Annotated in this window: 15 protein-coding genes; 5 read left to right on the top strand and 10 right to left on the bottom strand. The window is 62.9% G+C overall.

Annotated features, from left to right (window positions below; translation table 11 throughout):
* Positions 1 to 15: 15 nt before the first annotated feature.
* The 7 genes from B9Z50_RS07390 to B9Z50_RS07360 form a co-directional block, all read right to left on the bottom strand.
* Positions 16 to 933 carry a pseudouridine synthase gene (locus B9Z50_RS07390; protein WP_108363008.1) on the bottom strand — a complete coding sequence of 306 codons (918 nt, stop codon included), beginning with the start codon at positions 931 to 933 and terminating at the stop codon, positions 16 to 18.
* 1 nt (position 934) lies between these two features.
* Complete coding sequence (gene trmB, locus B9Z50_RS07385; protein ID WP_108363007.1) at positions 935 to 1,684, bottom strand: tRNA (guanosine(46)-N7)-methyltransferase TrmB; 750 nt, start codon at positions 1,682 to 1,684, stop codon at positions 935 to 937.
* A 94-nt stretch (positions 1,685 to 1,778) separates the two neighbouring features.
* Complete coding sequence (locus B9Z50_RS07380; RefSeq protein ID WP_108363006.1) at positions 1,779 to 2,246, bottom strand: PIN domain-containing protein; 468 nt, start codon at positions 2,244 to 2,246, stop codon at positions 1,779 to 1,781.
* The gene (locus B9Z50_RS07375) at positions 2,233 to 2,460 is read right to left on the bottom strand and encodes a DUF6364 family protein (protein ID WP_233249801.1); all 228 of its coding nucleotides are present in this window, start codon (positions 2,458 to 2,460) and stop codon (positions 2,233 to 2,235) included. The genes B9Z50_RS07380 and B9Z50_RS07375 overlap by 14 nt, the downstream gene beginning before the upstream one ends.
* Positions 2,461 to 2,508: 48 nt before the next feature.
* Positions 2,509 to 3,417, bottom strand: a complete 909-nt coding sequence (gluQRS, locus tag B9Z50_RS07370) for a tRNA glutamyl-Q(34) synthetase GluQRS (RefSeq protein WP_108363004.1) — start codon at positions 3,415 to 3,417, stop codon at positions 2,509 to 2,511.
* 5 nt (positions 3,418 to 3,422) lie between these two features.
* Complete coding sequence (locus B9Z50_RS07365) at positions 3,423 to 4,469, bottom strand: NAD(P)/FAD-dependent oxidoreductase (protein ID WP_108363003.1); 1,047 nt, start codon at positions 4,467 to 4,469, stop codon at positions 3,423 to 3,425.
* Positions 4,470 to 4,546: 77 nt separating this feature from the next.
* A complete protein-coding gene (locus B9Z50_RS07360) occupies positions 4,547 to 5,485 on the bottom strand; it encodes a LysR family transcriptional regulator (RefSeq protein WP_108363002.1) in 939 nt (312 codons plus the stop codon).
* Positions 5,486 to 5,617: 132 nt separating this feature from the next.
* Here B9Z50_RS07360 and B9Z50_RS07355 point away from each other — a divergent pair, with 132 nt between their 5' ends.
* The 3 genes from B9Z50_RS07355 (at position 5,618) to B9Z50_RS07345 (ending at position 7,746) form a co-directional block, all read left to right on the top strand.
* Entirely contained in the window at positions 5,618 to 6,331 is a 714-nt protein-coding gene (locus B9Z50_RS07355; RefSeq protein WP_108363001.1) for a pirin family protein, read from the top strand.
* A gap of 53 nt (positions 6,332 to 6,384) precedes the next feature.
* Positions 6,385 to 6,918 (top strand): flavodoxin family protein, encoded by a 534-nt coding sequence (locus B9Z50_RS07350; RefSeq protein ID WP_108363000.1) that lies wholly within the window; start codon positions 6,385 to 6,387, stop codon positions 6,916 to 6,918.
* Between the two features lie 132 nt (positions 6,919 to 7,050).
* The gene (locus tag B9Z50_RS07345; RefSeq protein WP_108362999.1) at positions 7,051 to 7,746 is read left to right on the top strand and encodes a DUF599 domain-containing protein; all 696 of its coding nucleotides are present in this window, start codon (positions 7,051 to 7,053) and stop codon (positions 7,744 to 7,746) included.
* 61 nt (positions 7,747 to 7,807) lie between these two features.
* Here B9Z50_RS07345 and B9Z50_RS07340 read toward each other — a convergent pair whose 3' ends face one another.
* From B9Z50_RS07340 to B9Z50_RS07330, 3 genes are read right to left on the bottom strand one after another with little or no spacing between them, the layout of a single operon-like run.
* Positions 7,808 to 8,716 carry a transglutaminase family protein gene (locus B9Z50_RS07340; RefSeq protein WP_108362998.1) on the bottom strand — a complete coding sequence of 303 codons (909 nt, stop codon included), beginning with the start codon at positions 8,714 to 8,716 and terminating at the stop codon, positions 7,808 to 7,810.
* 22 nt (positions 8,717 to 8,738) lie between these two features.
* Positions 8,739 to 11,483, bottom strand: coding sequence for a circularly permuted type 2 ATP-grasp protein (locus B9Z50_RS07335; protein ID WP_108362997.1), 2,745 nt, complete (start codon positions 11,481 to 11,483; stop codon positions 8,739 to 8,741).
* Positions 11,476 to 14,925, bottom strand: coding sequence for a DUF2126 domain-containing protein (locus tag B9Z50_RS07330; RefSeq protein ID WP_108362996.1), 3,450 nt, complete (start codon positions 14,923 to 14,925; stop codon positions 11,476 to 11,478). Before B9Z50_RS07330 ends, B9Z50_RS07335 begins: the two co-directional genes overlap by 8 nt.
* Before the next feature lie 312 nt (positions 14,926 to 15,237).
* On the opposite strand from B9Z50_RS07330, the gene B9Z50_RS07325 reads away from it, so the two are divergent.
* On the top strand, positions 15,238 to 17,895 hold the full coding sequence (locus B9Z50_RS07325) for a DNA internalization-related competence protein ComEC/Rec2 (RefSeq protein WP_108362995.1): 2,658 nt from the start codon (positions 15,238 to 15,240) through the stop codon (positions 17,893 to 17,895).
* Positions 17,896 to 17,962: 67 nt separating this feature from the next.
* Entirely contained in the window at positions 17,963 to 19,414 is a 1,452-nt protein-coding gene (locus B9Z50_RS07320) for a circularly permuted type 2 ATP-grasp protein (protein ID WP_108362994.1), read from the top strand.
* The last annotated feature ends 5 nt before the right edge of the window (positions 19,415 to 19,419 follow it).

Genomic DNA, 19,419 nt, shown 5'->3' with positions numbered 1-19,419 from the left:
AGCCGTCTAAACGCCTCAAGGCGGACTGATGCTCAAACGCAACCTGCTGGACCACTCGCGGGTTTGGCCGGTGATCGGATCGGTGAAGCGCACCGACTGCGCCAAGAGTTGCAAAGGCTGGCTGAAGTCTTCTGGTGCGTCCGGGCCGCGCAAGACGTTGGGGTAGAACTGGTCGCCTTCGATCGGGATGCCGATGGCGTTCATGTGCACCCGCAGCTGGTGGCGTTTGCCGCTGATGGGCTCCAGCGCATACAGCGCCCGCTGGCCATCGGTGTGCAGCACGTCGATGCGGGTTTCGCTGTTGGCCGTTCCCGGCACTTCCTGTGTTCTGAAAAACGGCTCGCCCGGCACCAAGCGACTGGAGCGCACCAGAGGCAGCTGCAGGTGCGGCGCATGCGCTGCCACCGCGTGGTAAGTCTTGTGAATCTGGTGGTCCCGAAACAGCGCATGGTAGGCGTCGCGCTCGTGCAGGCGTTTGCCCAACAAGACCAGACCTGCGGTTTCGCGGTCGATGCGGTGCAGCGGCACCAAGTCGGCACAGCCGGTCTGGCGCTTGAGCTGTACCAAAAGGCTTTGCTGCACGTAGCGGCCGGTGGGGGTGACGGGCATGAAGTGCGGTTTGTCCACCACCAGCAAATGATCGTCTTCAAACAAGACCTGCGCTTGAAACGGCAGCACGGGTTCATCAGGCAGGTGCCGGTAGTAAAAGAGGCGCTGGCCCGGTTGGCAACTTTGGTGGGGCAGCGCCGGTTGGCCGTCTTCGTGCAACACCAAGCCTTGCGCCAAGCGTTCGGCCCATTCGCTGCGCGATATGCCGGGCATGCGCTGCGCCAAAAAATCGAGCAAGTGGGGGGCGCCATGCGGCACCGACACCACGCTGGCGCTCACCCCGTTGCGCATGGGCAACTGACTGGGGTGACCGGATTCGCGCATGTCAGACCCGGCGGAAGACCAGGTCCCACACGCCGTGACCGAGTTTGAGGCCCCGGTTTTCAAACTTGGTGAGCGGCCGGTAGTCGGGTTTGGCGGCAAAACCGTCGACCGCCTCGCTGGTGTTGACCAGCAAAGGCTCGGCGCGCAACACGCCCATCATTTGCTCGGAATAAGGCTGCCAGTCGGTGGCCAAGTGCAGGTAGCCGCCTGGCTTGATGTGCTGGGCCAGGCGCTGGATGAAAGGCGACTGGATCAGGCGGCGCTTGTGGTGGCGACTTTTGTGCCAAGGGTCTGGAAAGAAAATGTGCACACCGTCCAGGCTGTCCGGGCCCAACATGTTGTCCATGACCTCGATCGCATCGTGCTGCACGATCCGGATGTTGGCAATGCTTTCCTCGCCGCATCGCTTGAGCAAGGCGCCCACGCCCGGCTCATGCACCTCGCAGCACAAAAAGTTATCACTTGGGCGCACTTGCGCGATCTTGGCGGTGGCATCGCCCATGCCAAAACCAATCTCCAAAATCAGCGGCGCGCTGCGCCCAAATGCGGTTTGCACGTCCAGGCGCTCGGCGCTGTAGGGGATCAAGAACTTCGGTCCGAATTGCTCAAACGCCCGCACCTGGCCCGAGCCCATGCGTCCGGCACGCAGCACATAGGTTTTGATTTGACGCATGAAGGGTGCGTCGGGCGCAGCCTGATCAGTGACAGTTTCTTGGTCAGGTTGCTGCTGGGTGTTCTCGGGGGTCGTCATGTGGGGTTGGCTTTGGGGCCGAAGTGTTTCGCAATGCCTTCGATTATCGCGGCTGCTGTATGGGGTGTGGGCGATGAGAGGGGGATGCGAAGGGTCAGGTGGCTGCAAACGGGTTGACCAACTGCACACCCGCCAGAACTTCGCCTGAGCCCATGTCTTCGGTCAACAACACCGCGCAACCTGAAATGTGGGCGCTGGCCAAAATCAGGGCATCCCAGTAACTGAGGGTATGACTTTGGTGGAGATCGAGCGCCATGTCGATGGTGTCTGGTGTCACACCCGCCAGTTCCATTTGTCGGTAGCACTGCAGTTGCGCGCGCACATGGCTGTGGGGTAGGCCCAGTTTGCGCAGGCCGACCTGGATGTATTCGTTGAGCACCTGGGTCGACAAAACGCCCAAACGCTGAAACCTCAGGTGGCGCAGCAAGTCGATGGCGATGCGCTGTTTGTGGGGCTCGTCGGTGCTGTCGGCATAGACCAAGATGTTGGTGTCGATGAAGCACCTGTTTTTGGGCAGCGCGAGCAGTTGGCCCCAAGGAGGCGTGGGTTCACCCGCGATCATGCAGCGCATCTCGGTCAAACTTCCAGCCCTTGAGTTGCCCACCACCACTGAGACAGCGTTGCTCCCAGGCTTGCCATTCGGCGGTTTGCTGCTCATGCCCCGCGAGTTGCTCTAAGTAATCGCGCACGGCTTGGTTCAAGCTTTTGCCCATTTTTCGGGCGGCTTCACGCGCCGATTCTGCGACCCGCTCGTCCACAGACAAAGTGATGTTCATGGTTGGACCTCCCGCAATGGCATGAAATTCACACATATTATGTGTGAATCATGGGTTGGTTGCAATCGCCGCCGCCAAGGTGTTGTGGTGCAGACTCGTCCAATGAACCAAGGCGTGTTGCACGGGCGTGTGTTCGGGCAGCCTGGGCAGGCCCAAGGCATGCGCCGCTGCGTTCAGGGCCCGGACAGGATGCTGCAAGTCAAGTGCCAAGGCCCCGTTTTGCTTGCTGAGTTTCTCGCCATTCGTGCCCAGCACCAGGGGCGTGTGAACGTAGTGCGGCGTGTGCAGGGCCAGGGCATGTTGCAGCACGATTTGCCTAGCGGTGTTGTCGGCCAGGTCTTGACCGCGCACCACATGGGTGATGCCTTGCGCGGCGTCGTCTACCACCACCGCCAGCTGGTAGGCCCACAGGCCGTCGGCGCGGCGCAGCACAAAGTCGCCGACTTCTTCACACACGTTTTGCTGCTGCGGCCCCAAGCGCCGGTCGCTCCAGAGGGTGAGGGCGGGCAAGCCCAAGGCCTTTTGTACGTCCTGCACATCGAGCCGCCAGGCGCGTGCGGGTTTGCCGTTCAGGCCGTTGCGGCAGGTGCCAGGGTAGATGGCGGCGCTGTGCCGGGCCACGGCTTGGGCCGATTCAATCTCTTTGCGTGAACAGCCACAGGGGTAGGCCCAGCCTTTGTCCACCAGGCTTTGCAAGGCCGCGGCATAGTGCTCGCCGCGCTGGCTTTGCCACAGCACGGGGCCGTCAGACGCCAGGCCACAAGCTGCCAGTTGCTGCAAGATGGCTTGGTCAGCACCGGGCACGCAGCGGGGTGTGTCCACGTCTTCGATGCGAACGAGCCATCGGCCTCCGTGGGCGCGGGCATCGAGCCAACTGGCCAGCGCAGCCACCAGCGAGCCGGCATGCAAAAGGCCGGTTGGCGAGGGCGCGAACCGGCCTGTGTAACCCAGGTTCATGGATTTCAGCGTTTTTTGAGCACCGCCAAAGCCAGTTCCAGGCCCGAGACAAAGGCGTCTTCGACCCGGTGGCCCAGGCACCAGTCGCCGCACAGGCCGATGCCTTGCGCTTTGGACCACAAGAAGCTTTGGCCCAAGGGCTGAGCGGTTTTGGCGTACAGCCAGCGGTGCACCTCGGCGTGGTCCGGGGTGACACGGATGCCGGTGATTTCGGCAAAGGCCTTCATGAGTTTGCCTTTGACGCGATCGGGGGTGTCGTTGACGTGTTCGGCCGACCAAGGGGCACTGGCCTGCACGGTCCAGCGCTCGATGCGTTCGCGACCGGGCTTGGACGATTCACGCGCCATCCAGGCGATGCGGTGGTGGGTGCTGCGCGCGGCGTTCCATTGCGGGCCAATGGTGATCAGGCCTGGCTGCACCGCTTGTGGGTAAGCCAGCATCAGTGTCCAGCACGGGTCCACACGCACATTTTTGAGGGGCTCGGCCAAGGCGCTATGGCCCGAGGCTTCCAGCAAAGCCTGCGCTTGGGCGGGTGGGATGGCCAAGATCACTTGGTCAAAACCGGCATAAATGTGTTGGCCACCGTCGTCGCTTTCGGTGTGCAGTTGCCAGCCGTTTTTCTTCAAAGGGTCGGCCGAGATGTGCGTCACACGGGTTTGCAGCTGCACATTGCCGTCTTCCACCAAGGGGGCTGCCCAAGCTTTGACCAGGCCGTTCATGCCGGGCGTGGCGACCCAGTGGCGCTCGCCGCCGGGCAGACCGGCCTCGATCACGCGCCCATTGGGGTCCAGCACGCGCACGGCGTTGGCGCTCCAGGGTTTGCACACGCCGGGGACGGTGGTGATCGCCAGCTCAAAGCGCGGGTCACGCACCGTGAAGTATTGGGCCCCGTGGTCAAAGCCACCAAAGGCGCTGGAGCGGGTGGACATGCGTCCGCCCAAGCCCCGGCTTTTTTCGAACAAGGTGACGTTGTGGCCGGCTTGGCGCAATGTGCGTGCGCAAGTGACGCCGGCCATGCCGACACCGATGATGGCGATGTGTGGTGTGTTCATAGGATCACTTTAGCTGAGAAAAGGGCCTTGAAACCACCCGGGTGGGTTATCCCCGATGCCGTTTGCGTTGGATGTTTTCAAACGATGTGCACGGGCCGCAGCAGCGCCTCGCGGGTGGCAGGGCGCTCCAGTTGAGCCAACCACCAGCGCAAGGCTTGACCAGCGGGTGTTTGTGGGGTGTCACGCCAGGCGGTGTGGCAGGTGTTGGTGCGCGGCGCATGCACTTGCTTGGCCACCAGTTGACCGCTGTTGATGTAAGGCCGGGCCAGCGATTCGGGCAAAAAACCGCCGCCCAGTCCGCGCAGTTGGGCTTCGAGTTTGCTGGGCATGTCGGGCACGGTGAACACGTCTTGCCCGCCTTGCAGCCCAATGGTCAGACCTGCACCCCGGCTGACCGAGTCGGCCACGGCCACGGCGCGGTGTTGCTGCAAGTTGGCGTCCGTCAGCGGCTCGGCTTCTTGGGCCAGCGGGTGGTGCGGGGCCACGGCATACACAAAAGTGATCTCGCCGAGTACCGCGTGCCGCAGGTCGGTTTTGAGGCCCGGCTCCAGCACCACACCCAGCGCCAGATCGGCTTGGCCCGAGGTGAGTGCGCCCAGGGTGCCCGACAGGGTCTCGTAGCGCAGCCGCAGTCGGGTGGGCGCACCCAGCGCCAAAAAGCTGGCACACAGGTCCATCACCACGCTGCGCGAGACGATGCCGTCGACAGCCACGGTGAACACGGCTTCCCAGCCTGTGGCCACGCGGCGCACGCGGTTGGCCACGGCGTCCATGTCGTCGAGCAGTCGGCTGGCCTCGCGCAGCAACTCGTGGCCAGCTGCGGTGGGAACGGCTTGGCGGGCACTGCGGTCAAACAGCAGCACATCGAGCGCGTCTTCGATCTGGCGCACCCGGTAGGTCATGGCACTGGGCACCAGGTTCAGGGTGCGCGCGGCTGCGGCAAAGCTGCCTTGCTGGCCAATAGTTTGCAGCATCAGCAGGGCTTCGGGCGTGAGCCAGTCGCGAGGGGTTTGCATGGTAGTGACTTCATCGTTGAATTAATTTGAATGATGCCAGCAAACAGCATCAATGGTTCCAGATCGTTAGATCGTTAAAGTTCTGACACGTGTTGCAGAGAATGCTGCACCCCATTGACCAGGAGAAAACCCATGCTGACCCTGCGCAAATCTGCCGAACGCGGCTACGCCGACCACGGCTGGCTCAAGTCGTTTCACAGTTTCTCGTTTGCCAATTACTTTGACCCGGCCCACATGGGCTTTGGCAATCTGCGGGTCATCAACGAAGACCGCATCGACCCTGGCACTGGCTTTGGCACGCACGGTCACCGCGACATGGAGATCATCAGCTATGTGCTGTCGGGCAATTTGGCCCACCAGGACAGCATGGGCAATGTGAAAGGGATTCCGCCCGGTGATGTGCAGCGCATGAGTGCGGGCAGCGGCGTGCGCCACAGCGAGTTCAACCACGCCAAGGGTGAGCAAACGCACTTTCTGCAAATCTGGATCGAGCCCAATGTGACGGGCATTGACCCTGGGTATGAGCAAAAAACCGTGCCCGAAAGCGCCAAGCGCGGTCAACTGGCCTTGGTGGCCGCACCTGCCACCGATGCCCAAGCGGCCGCCCACGCGGTTGAAATTCACGCCGATGCCCGCATGTACGCTGGCCTGTTCAATGGTTCAGAAAGTGCCACGTTGCCCTTGAACCCGGCCCGCAAAGCTTATGTGTTTTTGGTGCGAGGTGCGCTGCAGATCAATGGCCAGGCGCTGGGCGCAGGCGATGCGGCCATGCTTCAAGCCGAGTCTTCTTTGGCTTTGGGCGAAGGCCAGGACGCGGAAGTCCTGGTCTTCGATCTGGCCGCTTGATTTTTCTTTCTTTTCTTTTTTAAACCTCTGTCATTTATTCAGGAGCTTTTCTCATGGCAAAAACCGTTGTTGTTTACCACTCTGGCTACGGCCACACCCAGCGCGTCGCCCAATTTGTGGCCCAAGGCGCCAACGCACAAGTGATCGCCATTGACGCCGACGGCAACATCACCGACGCCGACTGGACCGCACTGGACGCCGCAGACGCGATCATCTTCGGCTCGCCCACTTACATGGGTATGGCGTCTTGGCAGTTCAAGAAGTTTGCCGACGCCACCTCCAAGCGTTGGTTCACCAGCGCTTGGAAAGACAAGGTTGCTGGCGGCTTCACCATCTCGGCCAGCCCGAGCGGCGACAAACTGTCCACCATCCAGTACTTCATCACCTTGGCCATGCAGCAAGGCATGGTGTGGGTGGGTCAGCCCGCCTTGAACGACGGCAACATCAACCGCATTGGCTCCAACTCCGGCGTGATGGCCCAAGTGGGCCCGACCAGCCCAGCCGAAGACATCCCCCAGGGCGACCTGGACACCGCCAAAGCCTATGGCGAGCGTGTGGCGGCCGTGGCGGCCAAGCTGCGCGGCTGATCGCGATCTTTCTGGATGAACAAGCCGAGGCACATCGTTGTGCCTCGGCTTTTTTGTGGGCGCTTTGAAAAAGACAGGCGTGTTGACGATCTGGGGCTCATCCGAACACCCTGCGCTTGCTAGGATAGAGGCATGAAAATCATCACCATGCTGCCTTGGCTCGATTGGCTGGCCCTTTTTACGTTTTTCGGCATGTGGGTGGGTTATGCCTGGCTGGCCAAGGTGCGCGGCATGCGTGACCAAAGCCTGATCGCCAACACCAACCGATACCGCCAGATGTGGATGATGCAGGCCACAGGCCGTGACCCCCGCATGCTCGACGGCCTGATCACCCAGAACCTGTCGCAAACCCCGGCATTTTTTTCCTCCACCAGCATCATCATCATTGGTGGTTTGTTCGCGCTCTTGGGCACCACCGACAAGGCGGCCGAGCTGGTGGGAGAAATTCCATTTGCGCAACCCACGCCACTGCTGGTCTTCGAGTTCAAGATCTTGGTGTTGGTGGGCATTTTTGTGTATGCCTTCTTCCGTTTTTCTTGGTCCATGCGGCAGTACACCTTTGTGGCGCTGGTCATTGGGGCCATGCCCCCACCAGAGGACTTTGCCGCCCAGCGGTTTGACCGCCAGCATTTTGCCGAGCGTGCGGGCAACCTGGTGAGCGCGGCGGCCGAAACTTTCAACGATGGCTTGCGGGCCTATTATTTTTCTTTCGCCGCCATGGCCTGGTTTTTTTCGCCCATGGCCCTGGTTTTGGCCACGGCCTTGGTGGTGCTCATTTTGTATGGGCGTGAATTTCGCTCGGAGGTCTTGCAGGTCCTGCGTGACTGATGGACCCAATGTGGCCAAGGTGGAGGCATTTTTTGCGCTCACAGTCTTGCCAGCCCTTTTTTCAACCCGGTAAAGGTGCCACCGTGACCGCGACCTCGAGGGTGTGCGCCCCGCCGCCTTGCAGCACGCCGCGCAGGGGCGAGACATCGGCAAAATCGCGGCCGACCGCCAAGCGCACGTAATCTTCACCCGGGCTGGCCAGGCCGCAGCGGTCGTTGGTCGGGTCCAGGTCGAACCAGCCTTGGCTGGCGTGGTTGGCCAACTGGGGCACATACACCGAGGCCCAGGCGTGTGAGGCGTCGCTGCCCACCAAGCGGGGCTGACCCGGCGGCGGCTGTGTCAGCAGGTAGCCGCTCACGTAGCGGGCGGGCAGGCCCAGCGAGCGCAAGCAGGCCACCAGGATGTGGGCAAAGTCTTGGCAAACCCCGCGTTTGTTTTGCAGCGCCTCAAGCGCCGGGGTGTTGATGTCGGTGCTGGCCGTTTCGTAATGGAAATCGCGGTGCATGCGGGCCGTGAGGGCTTGGGCCGCTTGCATGAGCGAGCGCCCAGGCGTGAAACTGCTTTGGGCATAGTCCGCAAAGTTGGCGTGAACGGGCGCGTGGTGCGAGCCAAAGACCATGCCCGCATGCACATCACCCGCCTGACCGCCTCTGTAGCGGAAGTGCTCGCGCACGGCTTCCCAGCTTTGTTGGGCGTTGGCAGCGGGTATGGGGGCGATGGCGCGGGTCTCGACCTCGGTGTAGGCCCGCACGCTCAGGCCCTCGTGCGGGTGCGTCAGCGCCCAATAGGCGCGGTGGTTCAAAAAGGCATCGATGCTGTGCTGCACCGTGGCCTCGGGCGAGATCTGCAGGGTGTGACGCAGGACGCTTTGGCAAGGCGTGTCGGCCGCTTGCAGGTGGGCCACGTGCTGCGCGGTTTGCACCGAGGGGCTGTAGCGGTAGCGGGTGTCGTGTGTGATGGCCAGGCGCATGGTGTGTGTTGTGCTCTGTACTTCAAGCGCCCACGCTGTAGCGGGCTTCGCCACTGTGCGTGAAAAACAGGCTGCACAGATGGTCCGAGACCTCGCGTGCGGCGCTTTGGCATTGGCCGAGTGTGGCCAGCAGGGGCAGGGGCTGGTGTGTTGCCGTGGGGTCGGCGCTGGTGCTGGCGTCTCGTGGGGTGTCCAGGGGCCAAAGCGCTTGAGGCCTCAGCTCGATCAGCGCGGGCAGCCGCTCGGCCAGGGGCAAGGTTGCCCCTTCGGCCAATTGGCCCATGCGCCGCAGGCGCGAGCGCAGGGTGTGCGCCACCCAGCCCAGCGAGCGGGGGTTGTCCGGGTCGGTCACCAACAGGTCCACCAGGGCCTGGGGGGTGCGGCTTTGCTGGTACTGGGCGTGGAAACTGATGGTGCTGTCAAACAGGTCCAGCACGGCGTCAAACCCGGCTTGCTCTTCGATCAGGCCCAGTTGCACGGCTTCGCTCAAGGCGTGCGACAAAAATTCCAGCCGCTCGATGTGGCGGCCTATGGAGAGCAATCGCCAGCCATCGTCGCGGCTCATGCGGTCGGTTTGTGCGCCTGTGAGCGCGGCCAGCATCTGGCTGGTGTCGGCCAAAAGCCGCTGCACCGCCACAGTGTCCGGCAAGGCGTCTGGGGTGGGTTGGGCCAAGCCGGTCCCTTTGGCCAACTGGAAAAAGCGCGACTCGGCTTGTTCCAACAGGCGCCAGTGTTCGGGCGAGAGGCGCTCGCGCACCGAAGCTGCGGCCAGGCGCACTGAGCGCAGGTTAAAGCCCACACTGGTGGCCATCTCTTGGTCCCACAGACCGGCGATCAAGGAGCGCTCGAACACGCGGTGCGCCTGCGCTGCGGCAGGCACGCCTGCACGCACCAGGCCGTGGCGCGTGGCCATTCGGGTGATGAAGTGGCGCAAACAAGGCAGGTTCTGGTTTTCGCTGCCCAAAATCTCCAAGCTCAAACGCACCAAGCGCAAGGTGTTTTCAGTGCGCTCGGTGTAGCGGCCCATCCAAAACAGGTTTTCTGCGGCGCGGCTGGTGACCAAACGTTGGCGCTGCGCGAGCGCATCGCTGGCGGCCGGGATGCTGGTGGTCAATGGGGAAAGGGCCGGTGCTTGGGTTGGACTGGGCGACTGTGTTGGAGACTGGGCTTGTTTCTGACTGGATTGGGCAGCGCGAGTGCTGGCTTTGGGCGCAGCAGTTGGGCTTTGCACCCACACGTCCGCGCTGGAGCCGCCGCGCTGCATCGAGGCGATGCCTTCGCGTGTGCCCAGTCGGGCCAGACCTCCGGGCAAAACCTGCCAGCCGCCTTGGGCGTCGACCACTGCAAACACGCGCAGCACGACCGGGCGCAACGCGATGCTGGAAGTGCCATCCGAGCCGCTTTGCCAAGTGGGTTGGTGCGACAGCGGCAACCACGACTGCAGGGTGTGGTCATCGGGGTTGCGCTGGATACGCCGGGCCCATTCGCTTTGTTCTGAGGGCGAGAGGCGATGGCCCAGCACCGGCTCAAAACTGTGGCGGTCGGTGTGGTGGGGGTAGGTGGGCTTGATCACACAACTTGAGATGCGCGGCAGCACGTCTTGCAGCGCAGCGGCTTCGCCGCACCACCAGCTGGGGATGGCAGGCAGTTGCAGTTCTTGCCCCAACAGTTCCCGCGCCAGGCCGGGCATGAAGCCCAGCAGCGCGCTCGACTCCAAAAAACCCGAACCAGGCGTGTTGGCCACCAACACGTTGCCGCTGCGCACCGCTTGCAGCAAGCCGGGCACCCCCAGCGTGGAGTCGGCGCGCAGCTCCAGCGGGTCAATCCAGTCGTCGTCCACCCGCTTGAGCAAGCCGTGCACAGGCTGCAGGCCTTGCAGGGTTTTGAGGTACAGCTTTTGGTCACGCACCGTCAGGTCGTTGCCCTGCACCAGGCTCAGGCCCAGATAGCGGGCGAGGTAAGCGTGCTCAAAATAAGTTTCGTTATAAGGCCCGGGCGTGAGCAAGGCGATGTGCGCCGAAGCGCCTGCCGGGCTGCGGGCCTTGAGGCCGTCGATCAGGGTGCGGTAGGTGTGCGCTAGTCGCTGCACCGGAAAGGCTTCGAAGGCCTGCGGGAACAGGCGCGAGACGATTTGGCGGTTTTCGATCAGGTAACCCAGGCCCGAGGGCGCTTGTGTGCGTTGCGACAGCAACCACCAGCAGCCGTCCGGGCCACGCGCCAGATCGAACGCGGCCAAGGACAAGTAGCGTCCACCCACCGGAGCCACGCCCTGCATGGCAGGCAAATAGGCTGGGTGGCCTTGAACCAAGGCGGCGGGCAACTGGCCACGCAGCACCAGCTGTTGTGGGCCATAAGCGTCGGCCATGATGCGTTCGAGCAACTGCATGCGCTGCATCACACCGGCCTCGATCAGCTGCCAGTCGCTGTGGCTGAGCATGAGCGGGAACAGGTCAAGCGACCACGGGCGCTGCGGCTGGTCCGCGCTGGCGTACACGTTGTAGGTGATGCCGTTGTCGCGCACCTGCCGCTGCAAGTTCGCCATGCGGCTGTTGAGGTCGGCCTCGCGGCTGGGGTCCGCCTTGTTCAACGGCGCCAAGAAGTGCTGCCAGGGGGCACTGATGGAACGGCTTGTATCCGCCTTGGCCAATGAGACTTCGCCCCGCAGCTCGTCCCAATGCCCAGTTGGCGCGGCTTCGTGTCCAAGCACCAGCCCTTTCAGGGCAGCAGTTTCTGGAGCACCGTCTGGTCGGGGCGATCGGTCATTCATCAAACGATTGTCGCCTCAAATCCAGGGTGTGCGGAAACTCTGGGCTGGCGTGCAACTGGGCGTTGGGCCGCAGACGGGTGAGCTGTTTCATGACATTGGGCGTGTGGCCCATGCGGAAAAAGCGGGCCAGTCGACGGCTTTCGGCCTCGTAGGCGTTGACCGGGAAGCTGTCGTAGCTGCGCCCACCGGGGTGCACCACATGGTATTGGCAGCCGCCCAAAGACCGCTTCATCCAGGTGTCCACCAGATCCACCGTGAGCGGCGCATGCACGCCAATACTCGGGTGCAGTGATGACGGTGGGTTCCAAGCCTTGTAGCGCACACTGGCCACGTATTCGCCGACCACGCCGGTGGGTTGCAAGGGCAGGGGCTGGCCGTTGACGGTCACGGTGTGCCGCGCCGGGTTCATGCCGGTCACATGCACCTCGATGCGCTCGAGCGATGAATCCACATAACGGGCGGTGCCGCCCGCTGAGCTTTCTTCACCCATGACGTGCCAAGGCTCCAGCGCATTGCGCAGCGTGACGACTGCGCCATCGACCTTGACTTGGCCGACCAGCGGGAAGCGGAACTCAAAATGCGGCGCGAACCAGCTCGGGTCAAAGTGGAAACCCGCATCGCCCAACTCGGTCAGCACGTCGTCAAAGTCCTTGTGTATCCAGTGCGGCAGCATGAAGCGGTCGTGCAGCTCAGTGCCCCAACGGGTCACGGGGGCCGAATACGGTGCCTCCCAAAAACGGGCCAACAGCGCGCGCAGCAGCAACTGCTGCACGATGCTCATGCGGGCGTGCGGCGGCATCTCAAAGGCGCGCAGTTCCAAAAGGCCCAGTCGCCCGGTGCTGCTGTCGGGTGAATACATCTTGTCGATGCAAAACTCGCTGCGGTGGGTGTTGCCGGTCACGTCGATCAGGATGTTGCGCAGGGTGCGGTCCACGATCCAAGGGGGCATGTCTTCGCCATGCTTTTGTCGGTGTCGCACGATCTCGCGCAGGGCAATTTCCAGCTCATAGACCTGGTCGTTGCGCGCCTCGTCCACACGCGGGGCCTGGCTGGTGGGGCCGATGAACATGCCGCTGAACAAATAACTCAGGCTCGGGTGGTTGTGCCAATACAGGACCAGGCTAGCCAGCAACTCGGGGCGGCGCAAAAACGGGCTATCGGCGGGCGTGGCCCCGCCCATCACCATGTGGTTGCCGCCGCCGGTGCCGGTGTGGCGGCCGTCGGTCATGAACTTCTCGGCCGACAAGTGGGTTTCAAACGCCGCCTGGTACAAAAACTCGGTGTGGTCGACCAACTCGGTCCAGTTGTGGGCCGGGTGGATGTTGACCTCGATCACGCCGGGGTCGGGTGTGACCTGCAACAGTTTCAGGCGCGGGTCGCGGGGGGGAGGGTAGCCTTCGAGGACGATTTTCAGGCCCAGGGTTTTGGCGGTGGCTTCGACCGCGCTGAGCAGCGCCAGGTAGTCTTCGAGGCGCGCCAGAGGCGGCATGAAGACATACAGCACCCCGGACTTTTCGCCCTTGGTCATGGCAGCGGCCTCGACCTTGGGACCGTTGGCGCGGTTCGGGTCGCGCACTTCCACGCACAAGGCGGTGCGCACCACCGATGGATCGGACTTGAACTTGGCCGAGACGTTTTGCGCAGCCACCTCCTTGCTGGTTGCGCTGGCGTCAGGGCTTGCCGTGATGTGCCTGGGCTGCATGGCAATCGGTGAAGCAGGCAAAGCCGCGCGCGGCAAGAGGTGAGGCGAGAAGGGATCTTGCTCGATCATGTGCCAGCGATCGGTCGGCGCGGCCCAGGGCAGCGAGTCCAGTGGCAAGCGCCAGCCCATGGGGGAATCACCGGGCATCAAATACATGCGCTCGTCGCGCACAAACCAGCGGCCGGTTTGCCACTGCGTTCCGGTCAGCACAGGGCTCTTGCCCTCGGGTGGATCGATGGGCTGCAGCGGCAGCACATAGCCCACCGCCGCATCCAGCCCCTGGCTGAAGATGCGGCGCAAGCGGTTGCGCTCCATCTCGTCGTCCAGTCGGGCGTCAAACGGGTCCACGTTGACGGGCAAGCGGCGTTCGCGCCACAGGTAGTACCAGGTGTCCTCGTAGCCGGGGAGCACTGTTTCACCCGGCAGACCCAGCTGTTCAGTCAGGGCTTGCATGAAGCGCAACGCGTCGGCGCTGGTGTAGGCACTGGGTTCGCACTCATCGGCGAACACGGCCGGGTCTTGCCAGCAGGGCTTGCCATCGGCGCGCCAGTAAATGCTGAGCGCCCAGCGCGGCAGCTGCTCGCCCGGGTACCACTTGCCTTGGCCAAAGTGCAAAAACCCGCCTTGGCCATACTGCTGGCGCAGCTTGTGCACCAGCTCCGTGGCCAGGCCCCGCTTGGTTGGGCCCAGGGCGTCGGTGTTCCATTCCGCACCATCGCGGTCTTGGGTCGACACAAAAGTGGGCTCGCCACCCATGGTCAGGCGCACGTCTTGGGCCACCAACTGCGCATCGACCATTTCACCCAGTTCCAGCACATCGGCCCATTGCTCTTCGCTGTAAGGCTTGGTCACGCGGGGTGACTCGTGGATGCGCGTGACGCTCATCTCGTGGTGGAACTCGACCTCGGCCTTGTCCATCAGGCCTTCGATCGGTGCGGCAGCTGACGGCTGCGGTGTGCAGGCCAGCGGGATATGGCCTTCGCCCGCCAGCAAACCCGACGTTGGGTCCAGCCCAATCCAGCCTGCGCCCGGCAAATACACCTCGCACCAGGCGTGCAGGTCGGTGAAGTCGACTTCGGTGCCGCTGGGGCCGTCGAGCGATTTCACGTCCGGGGCCAGCTGGATCAAGTAGCCGGAGACAAAACGGGCCGCGATGTTCATGTGGCGAAACAGCTGCACCAACAGCCAGGCCGAATCGCGGCATGAGCCGCTTTTCAGGGTCAGTGTTTCTTCGGGCGTTTGCACGCCGGGCTCCATGCGGATGGTGTAGCGGATGTCTTGGTGCAGGCGTTGGTTGATCTGCACCAAAAAATCGATGGTGCGTTGGCGCTTGCGGTCCAAGCTGGCCAGGTATTTTTTGAACAGCGGGGCCTTATGGTCTTTGACGAGATAGGACTGCAGCTCCTCGCGCACCGTATCCGCGTACTTGAAGGGCACTTCTTCAGCCGAGGGCTCCAGAAAAAAATCAAAGGGGTTGAACACGGCCATTTCGGTGACCACGTCCACCGTCACTTTGAAGGAGGTGGTTTTTTTCGGGAAAACCAAACGCGCCTGGTAATTGGCAAAGGCGTCTTGCTGCCAGTTGATGAAGTGCTCCGCGGGTTCGACCTGCAGGCTGTAGCTCAGGATGCGGCTTCGGCTGTGGGGGGCCGGGCGCAGGCGGATGACCTGGGGGCCAAGCTGCACGGGTCGGTCGTAGGTGTAGTGGGTGACGTGGTGCAGGGCAACGTGTATCGACATATCTCGTTCAGCGCAACAGGGGCTGCACGCATGACAAATGCAGCTTGGGCGTTTACAACTAGCAAGACACGCGCCAGCGGAGCTTGCGAAACACGGTGAACGTACCGTTATGGGTTCAAACCCCAAGCTGACTCACGCACAGAGCGCCCAAGTCAGCGACACAAAAAACAGCCAAATCAGGGAGGCTGGGATGAAACAATGTGGTGCGCCTGCCCAGCAGGCGAAGGCGGCAGCGTCAAGTTGGGGGACGGCGCGGGGTCGTTCGTTGCAACAACACGCTGGCTGGGGCTTTGGCAATGTGCGGAGCGGTCCATGACGACCCTGAACTGGTCCAGAGGGCTGGGAGGGGGCCTGCTGGCTTGGTGCCTGGGCGTGGCGATGCAGTTGCAACAAACCGCTTTGTGGCCTGTGTCGGCCTATGGGCTGGGTCTGGTGTGTGTGGTGGCTGCCGCCTGGCTGTTGCGATCGTCGGCCAGCAAAAAACGAAAAGTTCCTCGCCTGCCCCTCTCAGTGCGTTGGGCCTTATGGGGTTTGCTGTGGGCAGTCTCGGCCTTTCATGTGACCGGCTTGCACGCCTGGAGCCGGGCCCACACCATAGCCCCGGCGCTGGAAGGACAAGACCTGGATGTGGTGGGCGTGGTGCAGGCCATGCCCCAGCGCCAAGAGCTGGGCTGGCGCTTTCGGTTTCGCATTGAACAGGCTTGGCGGCTGGACGCTTCGGGTGCCCACCACGCCCTGCAGGTCGATGCCGATGTGCCTGCACAAGTGGTCCTGGGCTGGTATGGGCAAGAGGGCACGCACGACAGCGGCTGGAACCTGTCTGCCTTGCCAGAGCCGGTCAAGCCCGGGGAACGCTGGCGCTTGCGTGTGCGTTTGAAAGCGCCGCACGGCCACCTGAACCCGCGCGGCTTTGACTACGAGCTGTGGCTGTGGGAGCAGGGCATCCGGGCCAGCGGTTATGTGCGCAACCGCGCCAAAGACCCGGCCCCGCAGCGCTTGGGCAGCACCTGGTCGCACCCGATTGAGGCTTGGCGGCAGGCCGTGCGAGACCGCTTGTTGACCCAACTGTCACCGCCTGGCAGCGATGCCGATGCGGCCCGACGGGCAGGCGTGGTGGCGGCCCTGGTCACGGGCGATCAGGCCGCCATTGAGCGCAGCGACTGGGATGTGTTCCGGGCCACGGGCGTGGCGCACCTGATGAGCATTTCGGGCTTGCATGTGACCATGTTCGCTTGGCTGGCTTCGGCCCTTGTGGGCTGGCTTTGGCGGCATTCGGCCCTGTTGGGTTTTGATGGGGCATTGCACTGGCCTGCTGCTCATGTTGGCGCATTGTCGGGCCTGGTTCTGGCCACTTTGTATGCATTGTTCAGCGGCTGGGGCGTGCCCGCACAACGCACCTTGCTCATGCTGGGGGTGGTGTTGGTGCTGCGCCTGTCGGTGCGCCTGTGGCATGGCGTGCTGGTGTGGTTAACGGCCTGCGCCGTGGTGTTGGTTTGGGACCCGTGGGCCTTGCTGCAGCCCGGGTTTTGGCTGAGTTTTGTGGCTGTGGGGGTGTTGATGGCCTATGCGCCCTCGGCGCTTGGCGCGGGTCACCCGAACCCCGACGCACCACAAAGGGATGTTCAGAATGCACCAACATGGCGCGTGGCGACCGGGCAAACGCCCAGCGGGCACCGTTGGGGTGCATGGGCGCCGGGCGCTTGGGTTGGGCATTGGGTGATGTGGATTCTGACGTTGGGGGCCAAGCTGCTGGCCTTGTTGCGCGAGCAGGCCACCGTCACCTTGTCGTTGGCCCCTTTGACCTTGCTGTTTTTTGGTCAGGTGTCGCTGGTGGGTTTGCTCGCCAATTTGCTGGCCATTCCGTGGGTGACGCTGGTGGTCACGCCGCTGGCCATGTTGGGCGTGGTCGTGCCTGGGGCGTGGATCGCGGCGGCCTGGTCCTTGGAGCCTCTACAAGCGGTTCTGGGTGGGTTGGCGTCTTGGCCGATGGCCACTTGGTCCAGCGCCGTGCCGCCCTGGGGTTTGGCTTTGCTGTCGCTGCTGGGGGCTGTGGGCCTGGTGCTGCGCCTGCCGCTGCCCTGGAAGCTCTTGTGTTTGCCTCTGCTGTGGCCGGTGTTGTTTTGGTCTTCCCCGCGCCCGGCACCCGGCAGCTTTGAGTTGCTGGCGGCCGATGTAGGGCAGGGCAATGCGGTGCTGGTGCGCACCGCTACACACAGCCTGCTGTATGACGCCGGGCCGCGCTATTCGGCCGAAAGCGACGCCGGGCACCGCGTGCTGGTGCCCTTGTTGGCGCAATTGGGCGAGCGCATCGACACCTTGATGCTCAGCCACCGCGACAGCGATCACACGGGGGGTGCAGCAGCTGTGCTGGCCATGCAGCCGCAGGCTGCGCTCTCGTCTTCGCTGGAAGATGAGCACGCTTTACATGCCTTGCGACCGGGCTGGACGCGCTGCCAGGCAGGGCAGGCCTGGGTGTGGGATGGGGTCGAGTTTGAAGTGCTACACCCGCCAGCACCGCTCGATCTGCCAGCCTCTGGCGGACAGTCAAACCCCTTGAAAACTCTTCACAAGTCCCGGCCCAACGAGGTCAGCTGCGTTTTGCGTATCCGTACGGCGCAAGCCTCTGTTTTGCTGGCGGGAGATATCGAGTGGGCACAAGAGCAGGCCTTGCTGTCCACAGGCCTGAGCCCTGTGGATGTGTTGCTTGTGCCGCACCACGGCAGCAAAACTTCGTCGAGCCTGCCGTTTTTGCAAACCCTGCAGCCTCGGCTGGCGCTGGTGCAAGCCGGCTACCGCAACCGCTTTGGCCACCCGGCCCCTGAGGTGGTGGCGCGCTACGAAGGGTTGGGCATACCCCTTGTGGAAAGCACCCGCTGCGGCGCCGCCCTCTGGCGCAGCGAGGCCCCGGACCAAGTGCAATGCGAGCGGACACAGCGCTTGCGCTATTGGCACCACCGCATCGATCCTTGAGGGTCTTGATGAGGGTTAAACGGTCTGGGTATACATCTTGCTAAGCTCTACACAGGAGTAAAGAGCCATGCGCCAATTCGATGAGATGTACAGCCGCTTGCCCGCGGGCGGGCAGGGCGGTGAAGTTCGGGACCATTACCAAGCCTATGCCCGATGGCTGGCTGCGCAGGACCCGAAATCCATGGCCTCGCGCCGGGAAGAGGCCGAAATGATATTTCGGCGGGTGGGCATCACCTTCGCCGTCTATGGCGACAAAGACGAAGACGGATCGGGTACAGAGCGCTTGATTCCGTTTGACTTGATCCCCCGCGTCATTGCCGCACAAGAGTGGAAAAACATGGAAGCCGGTCTGGTGCAGCGCGTCACCGCTTTGAACCGTTTCATCCATGACGTGTACCACGACCAAGACATCTTGAAGGCTGGGGTGGTGCCGCGCGAACAAATCGAGCGCAACGCCCAGTTCCGACCCGAAATGATGGGCGTGGACGTGCCCAATCAGATTTATTCACACATCAGCGGCATTGACATCGTGCGTGCCCCAGACAGCGCGGGCCACGGTGAATACTACGTGCTCGAAGACAACCTGCGTGTGCCCAGCGGCGTGAGCTATATGCTCGAAGACCGCAAGATGATGATGCGCCTGTTCCCCGAGCTGTTCAGCCAGCACCGTGTGGCCCCGGTGGCGCATTACCCCGACTTGTTGCTCGAAACCTTGCGTGCCTCAAGCCCCGCCACCACGGCCGAGCCCACGGTGGTGGTGCTCACGCCCGGCATGTACAACAGCGCCTACTTCGAGCACGCCTTTTTGGCCCAACAGATGGGCGTGGAGCTGGTCGAAGGACAGGATTTGTTCGTCAAAGACAAGTTTGTTTACATGCGCACCACACGCGGCCCCAAGCGGGTGGACGTGATTTACCGCCGGTTGGACGACGACTTTTTGGACCCGAACGTGTTCCGCCCCAGCTCCACATTGGGCTGCCCAGGTCTCATGGATGCCTACAAAGCCGGGCATGTGACGATTTGCAACGCGGTGGGCACGGGCGTGGCCGACGACAAGTCGATCTACCCCTACGTGCCCGACATGATCAAGTTCTACTTGGGCGAGGAACCCATTCTCAAAAACGTGCCGACCTATCAGTGCCGCAAGCCCGATGACCTGAAATACACCTTGGCCAACTTGAAAGACTTGGTGGTCAAGGAAGTGCACGGCGCTGGCGGTTACGGCATGTTGGTCGGCCCGGCTTCGACCCAGGCAGAGATCGAGCGTTTTCGCGGCGCCTTGTTGGCCAACCCCGAAGGCTACATCGCGCAGCCCACGCTCAGCTTGTCCACTTGCCCCACCTATGTGGACAGTGGCATCGCCCCTCGCCACATCGATTTGCGCCCCTTTGTGCTGAGCGGCCGCACGGTGCAGATGGTGCCCGGGGGCCTCACCCGTGTGGCGCTCAAAGAAGGCTCTTTGGTGGTGAACTCGTCACAAGGCGGCGGCACCAAGGACACCTGGATCTTGCAAGATTAAAAGGG

Source organism: Limnohabitans sp. Bal53, assembly GCF_003063355.1.
GTDB lineage: Bacteria > Pseudomonadota > Gammaproteobacteria > Burkholderiales > Burkholderiaceae_C > Limnohabitans_A.
Note: the sequence above shows the minus strand (reverse complement) of the source record. Positions and strands in the feature narration are given on the sequence as shown.